14 protein-coding genes and 1 pseudogene are annotated in these 18,804 nt (G+C 65.8%); 10 read left to right on the forward strand and 5 right to left on the reverse strand.

Going from position 1 to position 18,804, the window contains the following annotated elements:
• Position 1: 1 nt before the first annotated feature.
• From HMPREF9006_RS03870 to HMPREF9006_RS03890, 5 genes are all read right to left on the reverse strand, one after another.
• A complete protein-coding gene (locus HMPREF9006_RS03870) occupies positions 2-970 on the reverse strand; it encodes a glycosyltransferase family A protein (protein ID WP_009212235.1) in 969 nt (322 codons plus the stop codon).
• The gene (locus HMPREF9006_RS03875; protein WP_009212236.1) at positions 960-1,886 is read right to left on the reverse strand and encodes an NAD-dependent epimerase/dehydratase family protein; all 927 of its coding nucleotides are present in this window, start codon (positions 1,884-1,886) and stop codon (positions 960-962) included. The genes HMPREF9006_RS03870 and HMPREF9006_RS03875 overlap by 11 nt, the downstream gene beginning before the upstream one ends.
• On the reverse strand, positions 1,879-3,153 hold the full coding sequence (locus HMPREF9006_RS03880) for a rhamnosyltransferase WsaF family glycosyltransferase (protein WP_009212237.1): 1,275 nt from the start codon (positions 3,151-3,153) through the stop codon (positions 1,879-1,881). Before HMPREF9006_RS03880 ends, HMPREF9006_RS03875 begins: the two co-directional genes overlap by 8 nt.
• Positions 3,154-3,228: 75 nt before the next feature.
• Positions 3,229-4,374 carry a glycosyltransferase family 2 protein gene (locus tag HMPREF9006_RS03885; RefSeq protein WP_009212238.1) on the reverse strand — a complete coding sequence of 382 codons (1,146 nt, stop codon included), beginning with the start codon at positions 4,372-4,374 and terminating at the stop codon, positions 3,229-3,231.
• Complete coding sequence (locus HMPREF9006_RS03890) at positions 4,371-5,489, reverse strand: glycosyltransferase family 4 protein (protein WP_232209822.1); 1,119 nt, start codon at positions 5,487-5,489, stop codon at positions 4,371-4,373. The genes HMPREF9006_RS03885 and HMPREF9006_RS03890 overlap by 4 nt, the downstream gene beginning before the upstream one ends.
• 97 nt (positions 5,490-5,586) lie before the next feature.
• On the opposite strand from HMPREF9006_RS03890, the gene HMPREF9006_RS03895 reads away from it, so the two are divergent.
• The 10 genes and pseudogenes from HMPREF9006_RS03895 to HMPREF9006_RS03940 all read left to right on the forward strand — a co-directional run bounded on the left by HMPREF9006_RS03895 (position 5,587) and on the right by HMPREF9006_RS03940 (position 18,714).
• The gene (locus HMPREF9006_RS03895) at positions 5,587-6,729 is read left to right on the forward strand and encodes a glycosyltransferase family 4 protein (RefSeq protein ID WP_009212240.1); all 1,143 of its coding nucleotides are present in this window, start codon (positions 5,587-5,589) and stop codon (positions 6,727-6,729) included.
• A 32-nt stretch (positions 6,730-6,761) separates the two neighbouring features.
• Positions 6,762-8,303 (forward strand): DUF2142 domain-containing protein, encoded by a 1,542-nt coding sequence (locus tag HMPREF9006_RS03900; RefSeq protein WP_009212241.1) that lies wholly within the window; start codon positions 6,762-6,764, stop codon positions 8,301-8,303.
• A 116-nt stretch (positions 8,304-8,419) separates the two neighbouring features.
• Positions 8,420-10,255, forward strand: a complete 1,836-nt coding sequence (locus HMPREF9006_RS03905; RefSeq protein WP_009212242.1) for a phosphotransferase — start codon at positions 8,420-8,422, stop codon at positions 10,253-10,255.
• On the forward strand, positions 10,252-11,226 hold the full coding sequence (locus HMPREF9006_RS03910; RefSeq protein ID WP_009212243.1) for a DMT family transporter: 975 nt from the start codon (positions 10,252-10,254) through the stop codon (positions 11,224-11,226). Before HMPREF9006_RS03905 ends, HMPREF9006_RS03910 begins: the two co-directional genes overlap by 4 nt.
• 55 nt (positions 11,227-11,281) lie before the next feature.
• On the forward strand, positions 11,282-12,139 hold the full coding sequence (locus HMPREF9006_RS03915; protein ID WP_009212244.1) for a LicD family protein: 858 nt from the start codon (positions 11,282-11,284) through the stop codon (positions 12,137-12,139).
• A gap of 29 nt (positions 12,140-12,168) precedes the next feature.
• A complete protein-coding gene (locus tag HMPREF9006_RS03920; protein WP_009212245.1) occupies positions 12,169-13,071 on the forward strand; it encodes a LicD family protein in 903 nt (300 codons plus the stop codon).
• On the forward strand, positions 13,068-14,417 hold the full coding sequence (locus tag HMPREF9006_RS03925) for a lipopolysaccharide biosynthesis protein (RefSeq protein ID WP_009212246.1): 1,350 nt from the start codon (positions 13,068-13,070) through the stop codon (positions 14,415-14,417). Before HMPREF9006_RS03920 ends, HMPREF9006_RS03925 begins: the two co-directional genes overlap by 4 nt.
• A gap of 10 nt (positions 14,418-14,427) precedes the next feature.
• Positions 14,428-15,576, forward strand: a complete 1,149-nt coding sequence (locus tag HMPREF9006_RS03930; RefSeq protein WP_009212247.1) for a glycosyltransferase family 4 protein — start codon at positions 14,428-14,430, stop codon at positions 15,574-15,576.
• Between the two features lie 452 nt (positions 15,577-16,028).
• Entirely contained in the window at positions 16,029-16,796 is a 768-nt protein-coding gene (locus tag HMPREF9006_RS03935; protein ID WP_009212248.1) for a GntR family transcriptional regulator, read from the forward strand.
• 260 nt (positions 16,797-17,056) lie between these two features.
• A pseudogene (locus HMPREF9006_RS03940) lies at positions 17,057-18,714 on the forward strand (MFS transporter).
• Positions 18,715-18,804 lie beyond the last annotated feature (90 nt).

Genomic DNA, 18,804 nt, shown 5'->3' on the forward strand with positions numbered 1-18,804 from the left:
CTCACTGGCCATATCGTTTCAGCGGGGAACGAACGCCCCTGCGCACGCCCCTCCACTTCTGGACGTGGTAGGCGGGGTTGAGGAAGAAGCCGCTGATCTTGCGGCGCCTACCGACCTCGCGGTCCCGCGCCAGGCGCAGCGCGTCCTTGAGAATGCCCGTGGTCACCATGCGGATCACGGTGGGGATCGAGGGCATGGCCACGTCGATGCCCACCTCGCGCAGCCCCTGCGTCTCCTCGAACATGCGATCGTCGTACTCGCTGACGGTCATCTCGTTCGAGTGCAGGACGGCGGCTCGCGGGGCGTAGGCCTTGATGTATCCGGCCGCGATGACATCCCTGCCCAGCAGCTGGTCCTCCGCGTAGGACACGTCGCGGTACGGCACCTCGCCGGTGAGCACGTCCTTGCGGGCGGCGGAGTTCACGTCGGAGTAGAAGGTGACGGCGTTGCGCACGCCCTCGTCCTGGATAAAGTCATCGTCGTAGAACAGCGTGGTGCCAAAACCCGGGCCGAAACCACCAAAGACGCCCTTAATTTCGTAGCGCAGCAGGGGGAAGGCATCGGGGCGAGGGATCTGCGAGCCCATGACGGCCACGATGCGCTCGGAGATGGCGAAGGGCGCGGTGATCTCGTGCAGCCAACGGTCCGAGACGGGGGTCGCGTCGTGCGTCAGGTAGGCGACGATGCGACCCTTGGCCAGGTGAGCGCCGAGGTTGCGGGTCTTGCCGTGCCCGAACTCGCTGTTCGGGATCTGATGGAGGCGCACCGACGGGTACGTGGCGACGATGTCGAGGGTGGAGTCGGTGGAGCCGGAGTCAATGACGAGGATCTCGTAGGTCCCCTCGTATCGCTGATTGGTCAGCGAGGAGAGGATCTCGTCAATGTGCTGCTCGCCGTTGTACGTCAGGATGACGACGCTGACGTCCAGGGTCGCATCCTTGGCCTCGATGGGCGCGTTCTCAGTAGCCATGTGCTTGAATCTCCTGCCAGGTTTTCGCGATTCCCTGATCCAGGGTTGTCATCTCGAAGGGACCAAACTCCCTATTGACGCGCTCGGTGTTCAAGACGGAACCGTGCACGTAAGTCGAGGGGGTGGGAACGTACTGGATCTCCGGGTCGGTCCCGGTGACTCGGCGGATGGAGGCGACGATGTCATTCACGCTGGTTCCTCGTCCCGATCCAATGTTGTAGATCGAGCGGGTCGCCCCGCGCTCGATCATGGTGGAGACGATGGAGGCGAAGTCGCCCACGTAAATGTAGTCGCGGAACATGCTGCCATCGCCCATGACCGTCAGGGCTTCTCCCCCCAGCACGTGGCGCAGGAAGATCGGAATGATGCCCTGCCTCTTGTGCGGGTTCTGCCTGGTTCCATAGGGATTGGAGATGCGCAGCGAGGTAGATTTGAGCGCGAACTTGCGGGCGAAGAAACGCATGTAGTTCTCGATGGTGAGCTTTCCGATCCCGTAGGGGGACACCGGCAGCGTGGGGTCGCCCTCGTGGTAGCTCACCTTATCCTGATCACCGTAGATCGTGCCCCCGCTGGAGGCGAAGTACACGTGCTTGACCCCGGCATCCACGCACGCCTGGAAGAGGTCGATGCTTCCCTGGATGTTCGTGCGAACGTCCAGCGTGGGGTCGTTCTCCGCGGTGGCCGGGTCGGTCGTGGAGAGCATGTGCACGACGATGTCGACGCCCGTCACCGCGCGCGACACGTCGTCGTGATTGAGGAAGTTCCCGTCGAAGGCTTCGACGCCGGTAGCGTTCCAGTGAGTCCCGCTGCCGAACATGTCGAAGGCGCGGATCGACGTTCCCTCGTTGCGGGCGAGCGCGTCGACGAGATGCGAGCCGAGGAACCCGTTTCCTCCGACGACCAAGATCTTAGGCATGCATGGCCTCCTCGAAGTCGGCAACGAAGCGCCTGCCCGAATCCGCCCAGCTGAGCGATTCGACCGAGGCCGCAGCCCTGCGCGACGCCTCGACTTGGTCGTCGGCGTCAACGATGCGGATGAGCTCAGCCGCGAGCGCCCCGGGGGACAGCGGCACGTAGTCAATGTTGGGGTTGTCGGCCACGAGGCGGTTGTTGGGCCCGTCGTTGACGACCGGTATCGTCCCGCAGGACAGCAGTTCCAGCGGCAGGAGAGACAGGTTGGTGAGCGACATGACGAGGGCCGCGGCGCACCTGTTGTACAGCGGCGACAGCTCCTCGAGTTTCATCGCCCCGTGATTGACGTAGTCGAAGGGCACCTTCCAGTCCGACACGTCCCATCCGGCCATGTGGATGCGGATGTCGGGGCGACGCTTCTTCACGTCGGCTAGAACCATGCACCCCAGCTCGAAGCCGCGGCGCATCGTGACCGGCCGAGCGTAGAAGAAGATGTCCTTGCGGCGCTGGTCATTCGTGCGCTGATACAGCGACAGGTCCGAGGCGAAGTCGAAGGGATGGGTCGTCATCCCGTACTCGTCGTGGAGCTTCTTGGCCAGCCACCTGCCGGCGGTGAATGCTTCGAAGCCGAAGCGGTAGGTATTCTCGGCGAGCTGGTTCTCCGACCCCACGGGGTAGAAGGAGGGCTCAAAGTCCTGGACGAAGTAGTAGCGCCGCGCGCGGGAGCGGTCCAGGTATGCGGGGTAGGCGGTTTCCCACCCCGTGGCGAAGATGGCGTCCACGTCCTCACCCACCCCGACGGCGGGGTCGTAGAGGGCGTAGCTCGCCTTCAGGGTCGGGTATGCGCTGGAACGCTCGATCATCTCGCGCACGCGATCGGCGTCCACGGGAATCTTCTGGGACCAGTACAGGAAGATCTTGACCCGGTGTCCGGCGGCCTCCAGGTAGGACAGGAAACGGAAGATGTTCTGATGCCCGCCGGAGGATTCTCCCGGAGGGGACATGATCCAGGCCGTCGTGTAGGGCCCCTCGCCGACGGTGCGGGGGTTGGTCCTCCAGTGGGGTTCGCTTGCCCAGTCCAGCGCTGCGGCGTCGGAGAACTTCACGAGCATTCCGAGGGGAATCTTGCCCTTGCCTTTGCCCTTGCCGGAGTTTGCGATCTGGTTGCCCATTCCCTGCAGGAGTCGGGCGGTGGTCATCCGCACCCCGTTGCGCCTGAGGTAGGAGGTGCCCTTCGCGACCTTACGCACCAGAGGATTCGTCTGTGTCATGGACGCAAGTCTAGCGGCTAACGGAACCATACTCGGATGGGGGTGCCCTCCGAGGTGCCCGGCACCGCTGTCTCTTTACTCACGTTCCCGCCCTCGCCGAGCCTTAGACGAGTGGGCGTTCTCACTGGCGCAGCTGGTGCGTGCGGCGCTCCTTCTACGCAGCGCTCCCGGGAGCGCCGCCAGTCCCTGGGCGATGCCGCGCGCCGCCGGGCCGGAAAAGCCCGCGCTCGCCGCTCGCCCGAGGGACCTGACGAGCGCCCGGACGAGCACACCCCACGGCGCGTGCTCGGCGGCGACGATCAGGCGATTGCGGGCATTCACCCGCATGAACATCGGCGAGTGCGCGTCCGAGGAGGCGGCGTGCTCGTGATCGGCGATGGCGCGAGAGGCGAATCGCACCCGGTAGCCGGCCTCGCGGAGCTTGTAGGACAGGTCCGTGTCCTCGTAGTACATGAACAGATCCGTGCGGATTCCTCCGACTGCTTCCCACGCGTCGCGCCGGATCGCACACGCACCCCCGCACACGCCAAACACGTCGGGGGATGCGCTCAGGTGCGAGGCCGGCGTGAGCCAGTCGCGGTCCTGGCCGTTGCCCGAGGCGTCCACCACGTTCCCCGTCGAGTTCACCAGGACGATCCCTTCCCCGGTATCGGCCTCGGCCTCGCTGAGGCGAACCCAGCGCTGTCCGTCGGGCCCGACAAGGGCCTCGCCGTCCCCCGCGAGCGCGGGCCGATAGCGCCCCGCCAGGAGAAGGAGCGCGGTCGTGGCGCCCACGTCGGGGTCGGACAGCGGCGCGAGGAGGGCGTCAAGGAACCCGTCGCGGGCGGTGGCGTCGTTGTTGAGCAGGACGAGGGCATCCTCGGTCATCGCCTGCGCTCCCGCCATGACCCCGGCCCCGAATCCGCCGTTCTCTCGCGCGTCCACGACCTCGATCTGCCCGTGCTGCGCGGCGCCACCCCGGGGGCTGCGTGTTCCCACGAGCGCCAGGAGGCCAGGCACCTCGGCGCGCATGGCGGCGAGGGAGCCGTCTGCCGAGCCGTTGTCGACGAGGACGAGCCGATCTCCCGGCGCGAGCTGGACGGCGACGGAGCGCGCAGCTCTCAGGGTCAGGGGCGCGTTCTTCCAGTTGACGAGAACGACGCGTGCGCTCGGCCTGGCGAGAGCGGGGGGCACACACGCGGCCGCCTTGACGGGGGTCTCATCTCCGCGCGCGTGACTCATCGGGTACCCGCCAGCGATTCGTAGAGCAGGGCGTGGGCCGCGGCGGATGCTTCCCACGTGAAGTCCCTGGCGCGCCTGAGTCCGGCTGCGGCCAGGCGTTGGTGCTCGGGTCCCGCGGCCGCCTCGAGGGCGTCGGCGAGCGCGGAGGCGCTGGTTGCGGGCACCAGCAGGCCGGCGTCATCCCCGGTGATCTCCGCCATGCACGTATCGGCGCTCGTGACGACGGGGGTTCCGTGGGCCATGGCTTCGAGGACCGGCAGGCCGAAGCCCTCCCAGATGGAGGGGAAGGTGAAGACTCGGGCCCCGGCGTAGGCGCACGCCAGATCGGTATCGTCCAAGCGCCCGAGGACGTGGACGCGGGTGGAGGGCAGGTCGGCCTCGGTGGGGTCCTGCCCCCATCCGGCGGGTCCAACGAGAACGAGGTCCAGCTCCGAGGTCGGGGCCAGGGCGCGGTAGGCCTGTAGAAGGGTGGGCAGGTTCTTGCGCGGTTCGCGGGTGCCCACCCACAGGATGTACGGGCGCGTCAGGCCGTTGCGCGAGCGGAAGGCATCGACCTGCTCGCCCGTGACCGGCGTGTGTGTCAGGCCGTGGGGAATCACCGTGATGACGTCCTCCTCGATCCCGGCCTCGATGCAATCCTCGGCCGTGGCGCGCGAGGGGACGACGACGGCGTCGGCGCAGCACCTGGTTGTCGCGAGGGCGCGGCGGAAGTAGGCGGCGCCGTGGGCGGTGAAGTGGCTCGCCTCGCGCAGGAAGGCAACGTCGTGGACGGTAACGACGAGCGGAAGAGAAGTGGGAGGAATCGCCCAGGTTGTCGCGTGGACAACGCGGGCTCCGCCCGGCGAGCCCACCCCCAGCATCCGGTCCACGCTCGGCCAGGTCAGCCGGTCCCACGCGGCGTACAGGGCGCGGCGCGGCAGGAAAGAGGTACGCACGGGAATCGTGAGGCCAACCTGCTCGGCGGAAGGTGCTCGCCCCCCGTGGCGAGCGGCAACACCCACGGGATTGATCCCCTCGGCGGCCAGGCGCGAGGCGAGCTCAACGATGTAGCGCCCCGACCCTCCGGGCACGCTCTGCCACATTTGTTCCACTACCATTCCGACGCGCAGGCTCATGCCCTCACAATAGTGGACGCGGCAGCCTCGATGGATATCGCGCACGCATCATGTCCTACAATAGGGAGGATTCGTTGCCGCGACCCGGGGGACCCTCATGCCCACCTTCCTCTCCTCCCCAATCCGTGTCCTGATGGACGCCACCGCGATTCCCGCAAACCTTGGGGGTGTCGGCCGCTACGTCGATGACCTCGTGCCCGAACTGGAGCGGCAGGGCGTCGATCTCACGATGGCGGTTCAGGAACGCGACGCGGAGCACTTCGCGACGCGCCTGCCCTCCGCCCGCATCATTCCCATCTCCCCGCGCTTCGAGTCACGCCCGGCACGCATGGCGTGGGAACAGACGGGGCTCGCCTCCCTCATCCGAAAGGTGCGCCCCGACGTCCTTCACTCCCCCCACTACACCTCCCCGCAGTTCCCGGGCGTTCCGGTCGTCATCACCTTGCACGACGCGACGTTCTTCTCCCACCCGCAGGCCCATTCTCGCCTCAAGCAGCGTTTCTTCACGTCTGCGATCCGCCGTGCCATTCGTCGCGCGTCCGCGCTCGTGGTCCCCTCGGAGGCGACGCGCGACGAGACGATCAAGTACGCGGGAGGGGACGCCTCCCAGTTCTACGTCGCCTACCACGGTGTGGACCGCGACATCTTCCACCCGGTGGACGACGCCGAGCGCGAGCGCGTCAAGTCCAGCCTCGGGCTCGATGGCCGCGACTACATCGGCTTCCTGGGCACTCTCGAGCCCCGCAAGAACGTGCCGAACCTGGTGCGCGGCTGGGTGCAGGCCGTGTCGGATCGGCCACAACCCCCCGCCCTCGTGTTGGCCGGAGGAAAGGGCTGGGATGAGGACATCGAGCCGGCGCTGGCCTCGGTTCCCTCCCATCTGACGGTCCTGCGGCCCGGCTACCTGCCCCTGACGGACCTGCCAGGATTCCTCTCGGGCTGCCTCGTCCTGGCCTACCCCTCGATCGCGGAGGGCTTCGGCCTGCCCGTTCTCGAGGCCATGAGCTGTGGGGCCGCAACGCTCACCACCCGCCTCACCTCCCTGCCGGAGGTCGGCGGAGACGCCGTCGAGTACTGCGACACGGACCCCCATTCGATCGCGCTGGCGCTCAGCGCGCTGCTGGACGCACCCTCTCGGCGCGACGAGCTGAGCCGGGCCGCCATCGAGCGCTCGGGCGAGTTCACGTGGGAGCGCGCCGCCCGCATCCACGCGCAGGCCTACCGCGCCGCCGTCTCCTGACCCCCGCACCGATAGCACGAGGAAGCAACCCCATGGCCACCGCCCAAAACTCCAGCAACGACACCGAGGGACGCCGCGCCCCCGCCACACGCCTCCCGCTGACTCGCCGTCACTGGAACATCCTGGGCGTCATCGCCCTTCTCGCCTCCGTGTTCGCCCTGGGCGTCGCGTGGGCCGTTTCCTCGCCGGTGGGCGGCTCCCCCGATGACGACTACCACCTGGCCTCCATCTGGTGTACTCCCCCACTCTCCGAATCGGGATGCGAGACGGGCTACACGGAGGAAGACACCTATGGTCCGGTGGTTCCCGAGACGATCGCGTCGAACCGCGTCGCGTGCTACGCGTTCCACGGGGAGAGTTCGGCCGCCTGCGTCTACAACCTGTCGGACGAGCGCACGGCCGTCACCGACCGGTGGGACGACGGAAACTACCCGTGGGGCTACTACCAGTTCCACCACCACTTCATCGCCCACGACACTCATCGCGCAGCCCTGACGATGCGCATCATCAACTGGGGCATTGCCGTCCTGCTGCTGGGGGGTATCGCAGCGCTCATGCCCTCGTTCCTGCGTCGAGGCTACGTTGTGGCGATGGCGGCGGCGTGGACGCCGATGGGCATCTACTTCATCGCGTCGAACAACCCCTCATCGTGGGCATTTTCCGGGGTCCTCGCCTTCGCCGCGGGACTGTGGTCGGCCGCCAACTCCGAGGGCTGGCGCCGCTGGAGTCTCATGGGAGGGGCCGCAATCGGCGCCCTCCTGGCGTGCACGTCGCGCGCGGACGCGGCCTTCTTCCTCTTCGTCGTCTCGGCTGCCCTGATCTTCGCGGTGCGCTGGCGCCGCGATCGCTGGCCCGAGGGCGTGCTCGCCCTGCTCGCCTCGATCATTGGAATCCTCATCATGAGATCGACGAGCGTCGCGTCCAACACCCTCGTGTCGACGGACACGCCGAACATGTCTGCCATTCAGGCGCTTGCGGCGAACCTGCACGCGCTCCCCCAGTTCTTCGCAGGCTTCTACGGCTACCGCTGGGGGCCGGGATGGATGGACGTGCCCTACGACGGCTTCGTGTCGACGATCGGCCTCCTGATTGCCGGCGCCATCATCATTGCGGGGGTTCGTTCGTGGTCGTGGCGTAAGGCAATGGCATCCCTGATGCTGGCTGGAGCGATGGCGGGGGTTCCGATCCTCCTGGGTGTCCTCCAGCGCTTCAACAACGTCATCTCCTACCAGCCGCGCTACATGATGCCCCTGCTGGCGGTCCTCTTCTTCTTCATGCTCACGATGGATCGGCGCGAGCGCACGATCACGCGCCCCCAGGTCGGCATGCTCGCAGTGTTCCTGGGAACGCTCAACTTCTACGCCATCTTTACGCTCCTGCTGCGCTACACGCACGGCAGCGCCTCGTCCAACACCCTGAACCTCAGCAAAGAGGCATCGTGGTGGTGGGAAAGCGCCCCCATCGGGCCCAGCGCGGTGTGCCTGATAGCCTCCTTCGCCTTCATCGTGGCCCTGACGATTGCGCTGCTTCTCACACGCGAGGAAGTGAGCGATTCGGCCTCGCCGCGCGACTAGAGGCAAGGCCTGGGAAGCGGTGGAGTGGGATAAACCCCTCATGTTCACAGTTTGAGGATTGAGTGCTAAGCTCGAACGCGCAGTCAGCATTTCACCTAGTGAACGAAAGGGAGGCCATGGCATCCTGCACCATCGGTTCCCTCACCGAACCTCAGTTCAACATCCTGTCCACGCTCCTGAAGGAGGAGCGCCCCCTCACCCAGCGCGCCCTCTCCGAGGTCACCGGGATGAGCCTGGGCCGCGTCAACACGGCGACCCGCGAGTGCGAGGCCCTGGGCTACATTGACGACCGCGCCCTGACCCCCGCTGGCCGCGAGGCCCTCGAACCCTACCGGGTCACCGGCGCCGTCATCATGGCCGCCGGCATATCCTCGCGTTTCGCGCCCATCAGCTACGAGCGCCCCAAGGGCACGCTCAAGGTGCGCGGGGAGATCCTGGTGGAGCGCCAGATCCGCCAGCTTCACGAGGCCGGAATCACCAACGTCACGATGGTTGTGGGCTACAAGAAGGAGTACTTCTTCTACCTCGGAAAGAAGTACGGGGTGAACATCGTCGTCAATCGCGAGTACGCCACCCGCAACAACAACGGCTCCCTGTGGCTGGTGCGAGACATCCTGGACAACACCTACGTGTGTTCCTCCGACGACTACTTCACGACGAACCCGTTCGAACCCTACGTGTACAAGGCCTATTACTCGGCCAACTACGTGGAGGGTCCCACGCCCGAGTGGTGCCTCAAGGTCGGTCCCTCCGACCGGATTACGGGCGCGAGCATCGGCGGCGCGGACGCGTGGGTCATGCTCGGCCACGTCTACTTCGACCGCGCGTTCTCCGCTCAGTTCCGCACCGTGTTGGAGAGCGTCTACGACCGGCCGGAGACCGCGGCCAAGCTCTGGGAGGCCATCTACCTCGACCACATCAAGTCCTTCGACATGGTGATTCGCCGCTACCCGGACGGAGTCATCCACGAGTTTGACTCCGTCGACGAGCTTCGCAGCTTCGACCCGCTGTTCATGGAGAACGTGGACTCGGAGGTCTTCGATCACATCGTGCAAACGCTCGGCTGCGCGAAGTCCGATATCCGCGACTTCTATCCGCTCAAACAGGGCATCACGAACCTGTCGTGCCACTTCGCGGTGGGCGACGCGCAGTACGTGTACCGTCATCCGGGCATTGGGACCGAGAAGATCGTGGACCGCAGCGCCGAGTTCGCCGCCCTGCGACTGGCCGCCGAGCTGGGCATTGACGACACCTTCGTCGCCGGAGACCCGCAGGCGGGCTGGAAGATCTCTCGCTTCATCACCGACGTTCGCAACTTGGATGTGACGAGCGAGAAGGAGCTTCGCGCGGCGATGGAGATGGATCGGGCGCTCCACTGCTCGGGGCGCATCCTCAAGAGGTCCTTCGATTTCATCACCGAGGCCAACCGTTACGAGAACATTCTGCGCCAGTTCGGGCCGATCGACGTACCCGGATACCGCGAGCTGCGCGAGAAGGTCGCGCGCCTGAAGGCGTTTGCCGACGCCGACGGCTTCGAGGTGGTCCCCTCCCACAATGACTTCTTCCCGCCCAACTTCCTCGTGTCCACGGACGGAGCCATCAGCCTCATCGACTGGGAGTACGCCGGCATGTCCGACGTGGCCGCAGACTTTGGAACGATGGTCGTGTGCACGCCGGAGATGAACGGCGAGCGCGCACGCGCCGCCCTGGAGTTCTACCTCGGGCACGCACCGAGCGAGCGCGAGGAGAGGCACTTCTTCTCCTACGAGGTCTTCGCGGGCTGGTGCTGGTACGTGTGGGCGCTCGTCAAGGAGGCCGAGGGCGACGACGTGGGCGAATGGCTCTATACCTACTATTCGCACGCGACGCGCACCCTCGATTCGCTGCTCGCCTCCTACGAGGCGTGTGCGCAGCACGCTCAGGAGAACACGCAGGGCGGTGAGCTGGCATGAGGAAGGAGAGTGGAGGTAAGCGCTACGGAATCTTCTCGGGTGCCCTGTGGGGTCTGGACACGGTGGTGTTGGCGATCGCTCTGGCGATGACGCCTTTCGCGTCCTTCGAGCAGTCGGCCCTGGCCGGAGCGGTCCTGCATGATGTGGCGTGTGCCGTCATCCTGCTGGTCTACATGGCAATTCGCGGACGCCTGCGGGACAGCGCGAAGGCGCTGCGCAGCCGCGCGGGACGGGCCGTGGTCGCCGCGGCGCTGCTGGGCGGACCGATCGGCATGAGCGGCTACCTGATCGCGATCGACAACATCGGCCCCGGGCCGACGGCCATCATCTCCACGTTCTACCCGGCCCTGGGCACGCTGCTGGCCTTCGTCCTCCTCAAGGAGTCCATGGCGGCCCGCCAGATCGTGGCCCTGCTGGTCGCGTTGGCCGCGATCGTGGCGACCGGGTGGACGGCCACCACCGACGCCGTCGAGGGCGGCAACGCCGTTCTCGGAGTCGCGGGAGCGTTGGCGTGCGTGGTCGGCTGGGGATCGGAGGCCGTGATCCTGACCTGGGGGATGCGCGACGACACCGTGGACAACGAGGTTGCGTTGCAGATCCGCGAGACGACCTCGGCGGCGGTCTATCTCTTCATCGTCGCACCCATCGCGGGAGTCTTTGGCTTCACGCTGCACTCCCTCGCCCATCTCTCGGCGGGTGTCGCGGTACTCGCGGGCCTGGCGGGTACTGCCTCGTACCTGTTCTACTACAAGGCGCTGTCCGCGATCGGGGCGTCGCGCGGCATGGCGCTCAACATCTCGTATTCGGCGTGGGCGGTCATCTTCGCTCTCGTGCTGCAGGGGACGGTGCCCACCGCATTCCAGATCCTGTGCTGCGCGGTGATTCTCGTCGGCACGGTTCTGGCGGCAACCCCCTCGTGGGGTGATCTCCTTCCCAGGCGCACTGGGACGGAAAGCCGTAATCAGGCGTGAGACAATGGCTGGTGGGCGCGCATGCGCCCACCAGCTTTCCACAAGTGGAGGACTTATGGCGACACCCCGGAGTGACCTGGCCAAGGTGCACAAGCTTCTGACGTTGATCCTGGCGGAACTGGACCGTGTCTGCGGGCTCATCGGGGTGTCATACGCGGTCTACGGGGGAACCGCCATCGGGGCGATTCGCCACGGGGGTTTCATTCCCTGGGACGACGACATTGACGTGATGATGACGCGCGCCGACTACGAGCGTTTTCTCGCCGAGGCGCCCGAGCACATGGATGAGCGTTTCCGTCTGGATAACACTCGCACGTGCGAGGACTTTCCGTTCATGTTCACGAAGATGGTGATCCCCGGGACCCTCCTCGTCCCGGAAGCGGCCCGCGATTCGGCCTATCGGATGCCCTTCTTCGTCGACATTCTTCCCCTCGACGAGATCCCCGCCGACGAGAAGGCCTTCCGCGCAATGTCTCGCGCGTCCTGGTGGTGGGGACGCCTGCTGTTCCTGCAGGGCACCGCTCGCCCCTACCTCATCAATCCGCCGACGTGGAAGAAGGCACTCATCTACTCGGCGACGACCGTGGCGCACCTGGGACTCAAGGCACTGCGCGCAACCCCGCGCAGCCTGCAGGCCCGCTGGGAGCGCGCCGTCCGCCGCTACGAGGGCGCGGGAACGGGGGTGTACGCGGACTTCACGATGCGCGACCCGCAGAATTGGATCGTGCGCGAGGAGGAGTTTTTCCCCACTCGGCGGGTCCCCTTCGAGGACATCACCGTGATGATCCAGCACGACTACGATGCGCTGCTGCGCCGGGGCTACGGCGACTACATGCAGTTGCCGCCGCCGGACAAGCGCTACAACCACGCTCCGGCCGTCGTTGATTTCGGCCCCTACGAGTCCATCCTCTAAGCCATCCACCCACTGTTGATCGGACACACATGAGCGAAGCTGATCCCGCAACCCTGGCAGCCATTCAGCGCGTTACCAAGCGGTGCTTGGCCGAGATCGACCGCGTCTGTACACTCCTGGATATCCGTTACGTCGCCTACGGAGGTACCGCGATCGGAGCGGTACGCCATCAGGGCTTTATCCCGTGGGACGACGACGGGGACGTGTGCATGCCCCGCCCGGACTACGAGCGTTTCATTGCCGAGGCCCCCGCCGTCCTGCGAGATGAGTTCTTCATCGCGTCCCCCGCCTCTCACTCGGACTTCCCGATTAGCTTCGGGGTGCTGGGCTTGAAGGGGTCGGAGTTCATCTCCAAGGTGGCCAAGGATCGGCCCTTCCGCATGCCGATCGGTGTCGATTTGTTCGTCCTGGACGAGATCGCCGAGGATCCGGCTCGTTTCCGCGCACAGTTGCGTGGCACGTGGCTGTGGGCCAGGCTCATGTTCCTTCGTTCGATTCCGTGCCCGCCGACGGGTCTACCGACGCCTGCTCGTCAGCTCGCGGCCTTCGCGATGGCCTGCGCCCACTGGGGGATGCGCGCGCTGCGCGTGAACGAGGCGTCCCTGTATCGCCGCTGGCTGCGTGCCGCTCTCAAGGGCCGCGACAACCCCGTCAAGGCTGCGGATGGGACGACGCTGTACGGCGACTTCTCAACGCGCGATCCGCGCCGCTGGAGCGCTTCGGAGGCCGAGCTTTTCCCCGCACGGTCAGTTCCTTTCGACGATATCACCGTGCGCATCCCCGCTGCCTACGACGTCGTCTTGACGCGGGGATACGGCGACTACATGCGCGTCCCCGACCCGAGTGATCGCGTCACTCACGAGCCGTATCGCATCGTTTTTGGCCCCAACGATCCCGGCCTCGACGCTGCGACCGAGGGCGGCGACCTGTGAGCGAGAAGGACACCACGGCCTCGTCTATTCCCTCGGATAGCGGCGACGCGCAGGTCGAGGCCACCGGGGAGGCCCTTGAGTCGCGCGGTCAGCTGGGCCGGGACTACCTGTGGAACACGGCGGCCTCTCTGATGTCGAGTCTCGCCGTGGTCATCATGGGCGTGGCGATCGTGCGCTCGGGCGCCACGGATTCCTTCGCCCGCGCCCAGTACGGGCTGTTCACGCTGGCTCTGGCGATCGGCCAGCAGTATCAGACGGTGGGCCTGTACGAGGTGCGCACCTTCCACGTGACCGACGTGCGGCGCCGCTTCGACTTCGGCACCTACCTGTCGACGCGCCTGCTGACCTGTCTGGTCATGGTCGGCCTCATCGCTTACCACTCGTGGACCGCCTCGACGAAGGAGCCCTACCCCGCTTTTACGGTGATCGCCGCGATGGCGCTCCTGCGGATCTTCGACGCCTTCGAAGACGTGTACTACTCCGAGTTCCAGCGCTCGGGCCGCCTTGACATCGCGGGAAAGGCCTGTTTCGCGCGCATATTTACAACCACGTTCCTATGGTCGGGCCTGTACTGGTTCACCCAGGATTTGCTCACCTCGACGCTCATCACCTTCGCAGTCACCTGCGTGGTCCTCATCGTGGCCTACGGGCTACCCGCTCGGGGCGTCTTCCCACTCCTTCCCTCCCTGAACGTGCGGGGCGTCGCGGGAATCCTGTGGGAGTGCCTGCCTCTCTTCGTCGCCGCGTTCCTCAACCAGTACCTGGCGAACGCGCCACGCTTCGCGATTCATGCGGCGCTCGGCGACGAGGAGCTGGGTGTCTTCGCGATCATCTACATGCCCGCGGTGGCGATCAACATGCTCTCACTCTTCGTGTTCCGCCCGCTGCTCACGCGCATGGCGCTGCGCTGGACCGAGGGGAAGCGAGGCGAGTTCTTCTCGATCGTGCGCAGGGGCCTCCTGACGACGGCCGGCGCCTTCGCCATCGTCGCCGCGGTCACCTATATGATCGGCCCTCCCCTCCTGACCCTCGTGTTCGGCACGGACGTGTCGGGATACGTAGGCGAGCTAATGGTGCTCGTCCTGGCAGGCGCACTCAACGCGGCCAGCGTCATCCTCTACTACGCCCTGGCGACGATGCGCCGCCTGCGGGCGGTCCTAGCGGTCTTCGTGACGGCTGGCGCCACCGCATACCTGCTCGCTCCAGCGCTCACACGCTCCCTGGCCATGATGGGCGCGTCACTGGCGTATGCCGCCACCATGGGTTTGCTCGCCCTCCTCTTCGCTCTTGTCATGCTGATCCCCGCCCGCAACGCGCCCACCGGCGCCCAGCCCACTACCGACTGAAGGATTCCCTATGCGCATCGCGTTCGTCGTGAACAGCTACCCCCCGCGCCTGGGTGGGTTAGAGTCCCACATCTACCACCTGTCGGTGTCCCTGGCTCAGCTGGGGCATCGAGTGTTCGTCCTCACCATCTCCGATGAGCCCGGCCATCGCACGGAGGAGCAGGTCGATGTTCGCACGGACCGCGCTCACCTTCCCATCGCCGACGTCATTAGCTTCCCCTCCGCCGGGGCGACCCGTCGAATCGCGCGTTTCCTGGCGCGTGAGCACATCGACATCGTCAGTGTTCACACGCGTTTCTTCCCGATGAGCTTCGTCGGGGTCCGCGCCGCCCGTAAGGCGGGGCTTCCGGTCATTCATACCGAGCACGGCTCGGGTTTCGTCGCGGCCTCGTCCCCCGTGATCGCTGCGGCCTCGCGCGTCGTTGACGTGACGATGGGACGCTACGTGCTGCGACACGCCGACCGCGTCCTCGGGGTCTCCGAGCAGGCCGCGGACTTTGCCTCGCGGCTGGGCGGGGTGCACGCCGATGTCTTCTACAACGCGATCACGCCCCCGTCGCCCCATCCCGATCCCATCGCGGATCGCCACCGCCACCTGGTGTTCGTCGGGCGCATGGTGCCCGGCAAGGGCTGGGACACGTTCATCGAGGCCGTGGCGCGCCTGAGTGCGGAGGGAGTCGAGGTCACCGGGGAGCTATTGGGCGCGGGCGCAGACCTTGAGGCGGCACGTGCTCTCATCGCCGATCGCAACCTGGCCGACCGACTCTGCGCGCCGGGCCGAGTGAGCGCGCAGGAGGTGCGTTCACGCCTCGCCGGGGCGACCCTCGTCAATCCGACGGTTCTGTCCGAGGGATTCCAGACGACGCTGCTCGAAGCGCTCGCCGAGCGCGGCCGCGTCGTCACCTTCACGGTACCGGGGGCGAGACTCCTGGCGGAGCAGGGGCACCCGGTGGTGATCACCGAGGAGAGGAACCTGGAGTCGCTGGTCGACTCCCTGCGTTCCTACCTGCGCGAGCCGGCGCCTCTGGCGCAACCCGATCTCATCGACGCGTGGACGTGGCCCGTGCGGGCGCGCGAGTATGCGCGCATCGCCTCGACGCTACTGTCCGAGAAGAACGCTGCTCGCAACGCCGGTAGTGACGCGTCCTCGCAAGGCTGACCAGAGGCTCGGCGCATCCCCTTCCCGAGGTGGGCGCCGTTGCGACGAACAGTACCGACAGCACCTGTAGCCAAGGCGTAGCAGATCGTAGGCTCTGGATCCGCCGCCACGAGACAATGACTGAGGGGCCCGAAGACGTCTTCAGCACCCGGGCTCGTTGAGAACGTCGACCAGAATCGTCTCGACCCACACGTGTTCATCGACCGTCTTGGCCGGAGCGCCCCATTGTCAGGATGTCTGCGTAGTGCTGATCCAGGGACATGCCAGCTCCTTCCTCTTCGTTGGGGTATGTCGAGCACGACGTTCCAAGGATGCACTATCGGCGGACAATCGTCAATCTTTGTCCATACAATAGGTTCAGCGCGTCGCACCTGCGAACGATGCCAACGCTGATACTATGTAACCCTATAAAATTTACCGAAACCCCGGTGTCAGGATACGAAGGTCTCACCATGCCCCGATCGTCAACTACCACAGCACACACCCCTTACGTCCCCGACATCACGCTCGACCGCTCCTCCCCGGTCCCCCTGTACTTCCAGATCTCCGAGCCCATTGCGCAGCTCATCAACTCCGGGACTCTCCCGGCCAACACTCGCCTCGAGGACGAACTCTCCATGGCCGCCCGCCTGCACGTCTCGCGGCCGACCGCCCGCCAGGCGTTGCAGCGACTCGTGGATCGCGGCCTCCTGACGCGTCGGCGCGGGGTCGGAACGATCGTCTCCCCGCGCCACGTCCATCGCCCCATGGAGCTCTCCTCCCTCATGCGAGACCTCGTGGAGGCCGGACACAAGGTACACACGACGATCCAGCGCTACGAGGCGCGCCCGGCCAGCGCTCAGGAGGCCGACACGCTGGGCATCGACGAGGGAACGCTCATCGTTCACATTGAGCGCACGCGCTTTGCCAACGACGAACCCATCGCCGTTCTCACCAACTCCATCCCCTCCGACATCGCACCATCGATGCAGGAACTCGAGTCGGGTTCGCTTTACGACCTGATGCGCGAGCGTGGCGTCACGCTCGCCTCGGCGCGCCAGGTGATTGGCGCCCGCAGCGCCACGACCAAGGAGGCCAAGCTCCTGTCCGAACATCGCGGTGCCGCCCTGCTCACCACCCAGCGCACGACCTACGATCCCTCGGGCCGCATCGTTGAATACGGCGACCACATCTACCGGGCTTCACGCTACTCCTTCGAGGCCAATCTCTTTGCCCAGTAGCCTCCACACCGTAGTGATATATCATCCTAACAATCAGACGTCAATACTATCGCGAAGTTCCCCGCCACCTCCATCGTCACCGGCTCTGTCCACACCCCTGAACAACCCCACCTCTTCATCCATCGCGAAGGACACGAAAGTCGACGAGGCGGTGGTTGCCTCCGCGGCAGACGGCGCATGGCACCGCGTCACACGCGTGACGCTTCCCGCTACCTTCGATCGCTAACTACAATGTTCCAACAACGACGTTAAGGAAACCCATGTCCGCCAAGAATCTGTCGCTCGCGACGGTGACGCCAGCTCAGCTGCACGACGCCGTCGACGAGACACCCGCGTCCGGGCCGCGTCGCGGCGTCTTCATCATCGCAGCAGTCGCCACCCTAGGCTCACTGCTCTTCGGCTATGACACGGGCGTTATCTCCGGCGCCCTGCCCTACATGTACATGCCGTTTGGCGCGTAAGGCCTCGGCCTGACGCCCCTGGAAGAGGGGGCATCTCCGGCGTCCTCCTGCTCGGCGCCGCGTTCGGAGCCTTGTTCGGTGGCATGATGTCCGACCGCTGGGGACGCCGCCACAATATCACGCTCCTCGCGATCCTGTTCTTCTTCGGGGCGGTCGGCAACGCCATCTCCCCCAACGTGTGGGTGATGTACATCTTCCGCGCGGTCCTCGGCTTCGCCGTCGGCGGCGCCTCGGCCACTGTTCCCGTATACCTGGCCGAAACGGCCCCCAAACGCATCCGCGGTGCGATCGTCGCGGTCGACCATCTCATGATCGTGACCGGTCAGCTCCTGGCCTTCTCGATCAACGCGCTGATCGCCACGATGCGCGGCGGACCCGAGTTGACCGTCACCGCCGACCCCTCGGGTCTGCTTCCCGCCGAGCACATCGGCCACACGATCTCGTTCGATACCCTGGCGCTCATGCAGGCCTCGCGTGGTGGCACGCTCAGCACTGCGGAGTACCACGAGTTCCTCGCCCAGCTATCCGTCGCCACCGGCAACGGCGACACGTGGCGCTACATGATCATCCTGTGTTCCATCCCCGCCCTCGCCCTGTGGATCGGCATTCGTCTCATGCCCGAATCCTCGCGCTGGTACGTGGCCAAGGACCGCCTGCACGAGGCGATCGGCACCCTCAAGCGCGTGCGCAACGAGGCCATCGATGGGCCCCTGGTGGAGGAGCTCGCGGACATTGTGGCCGTCCACCGGGCCGAGACCTCCAGTGAGCGTAAAGGCTTCGGCTACGTCTGGCGAACCCCCTGGCTACGCAGGCTCATGATCGTCGGCATCTTCCTGGGCACGACCAACCAGCTCACGGGCGTTAACACCGTCATGTACTACGCACCCAAGGTCCTGCAGTACGCCGACATGGACACCTCGTCGGCGATCGTCGCTCAGGTCGCCAACGGCGTCATGTCTGTCGTTGGATCCGCACTCGGTATCTGGCTGATCCTCAAGTTCCGTCGCCGCCAGATCCTCATCGCCGACGTCATCGGCGTGGGTCTGTCCCTCCTGACCATTGCGGCTGTGTTCCAATTCGCCATCGCGCCGTACATGAACGCACAGCAGACACCCCCGGCGTGGGCAGCCTACGCCGTCCTTGGCCTCATGGCCGTGTTCATGCTCATTGTTCAGTCCTCGAATGGGACGATCGTGTGGACAATGATGGGCGAGCTCTTCCCGAACAACGTCCGCGGGGTCATGAATGGGACCGCTATCTTCTGCCTGTGGATCGTCAACGCCATCGTCGGCTGGACCTTCCCGGTTATGATCGAGGGCCTGGGCGGCGGCCTGACCTATACCATCTACGGCATTGTCAACCTCGTGGTTGCCGCCGTCCTCTTCCATGTCATGCCCGAGACCTCGGGCAAGTCGCTGGAGGAGATCGAAACGGAGATGGAGAAGCACTTCTCCTGATCGAGTGGGCGCGGGTGCTGTACGACGTCCACGCTGCCCCTCACTCACTCATTTGTCTAGACAATTGTCCATAGTTTGCTACAATAGCTG

The organism is Actinomyces sp. oral taxon 180 str. F0310, assembly GCF_000185285.1.
In the GTDB taxonomy this organism is placed as follows: domain Bacteria; phylum Actinomycetota; class Actinomycetes; order Actinomycetales; family Actinomycetaceae; genus Pauljensenia.

What these genes read in the sequence shown, in the direction of transcription:
- HMPREF9006_RS03895 (WP_009212240.1), top strand. Translation starts at nt 5,587, where the DNA reads ATGCCCACCTTCCTCTCCTCCCCAATCCGTGTCCTGATGGACGCCACC.
- HMPREF9006_RS03870 (WP_009212235.1), bottom strand. Translation starts at nt 970, where the DNA reads ATGGCTACTGAGAACGCGCCCATCGAGGCCAAGGATGCGACCCTGGAC.
- HMPREF9006_RS03875 (WP_009212236.1), bottom strand. Translation starts at nt 1,886, where the DNA reads ATGCCTAAGATCTTGGTCGTCGGAGGAAACGGGTTCCTCGGCTCGCAT.
- HMPREF9006_RS03885 (WP_009212238.1), bottom strand. Translation starts at nt 4,374, where the DNA reads ATGAGTCACGCGCGCGGAGATGAGACCCCCGTCAAGGCGGCCGCGTGT.
- HMPREF9006_RS03905 (WP_009212242.1), top strand. Translation starts at nt 8,420, where the DNA reads ATGGCATCCTGCACCATCGGTTCCCTCACCGAACCTCAGTTCAACATC.
- HMPREF9006_RS03890 (WP_232209822.1), bottom strand. Translation starts at nt 5,489, where the DNA reads ATGAGCCTGCGCGTCGGAATGGTAGTGGAACAAATGTGGCAGAGCGTG.
- HMPREF9006_RS03880 (WP_009212237.1), bottom strand. Translation starts at nt 3,153, where the DNA reads ATGACACAGACGAATCCTCTGGTGCGTAAGGTCGCGAAGGGCACCTCC.
- HMPREF9006_RS03935 (WP_009212248.1), top strand. Translation starts at nt 16,029, where the DNA reads ATGCCCCGATCGTCAACTACCACAGCACACACCCCTTACGTCCCCGAC.
- HMPREF9006_RS03910 (WP_009212243.1), top strand. Translation starts at nt 10,252, where the DNA reads ATGAGGAAGGAGAGTGGAGGTAAGCGCTACGGAATCTTCTCGGGTGCC.
- HMPREF9006_RS03915 (WP_009212244.1), top strand. Translation starts at nt 11,282, where the DNA reads ATGGCGACACCCCGGAGTGACCTGGCCAAGGTGCACAAGCTTCTGACG.
- HMPREF9006_RS03920 (WP_009212245.1), top strand. Translation starts at nt 12,169, where the DNA reads ATGAGCGAAGCTGATCCCGCAACCCTGGCAGCCATTCAGCGCGTTACC.
- HMPREF9006_RS03900 (WP_009212241.1), top strand. Translation starts at nt 6,762, where the DNA reads ATGGCCACCGCCCAAAACTCCAGCAACGACACCGAGGGACGCCGCGCC.
- HMPREF9006_RS03930 (WP_009212247.1), top strand. Translation starts at nt 14,428, where the DNA reads ATGCGCATCGCGTTCGTCGTGAACAGCTACCCCCCGCGCCTGGGTGGG.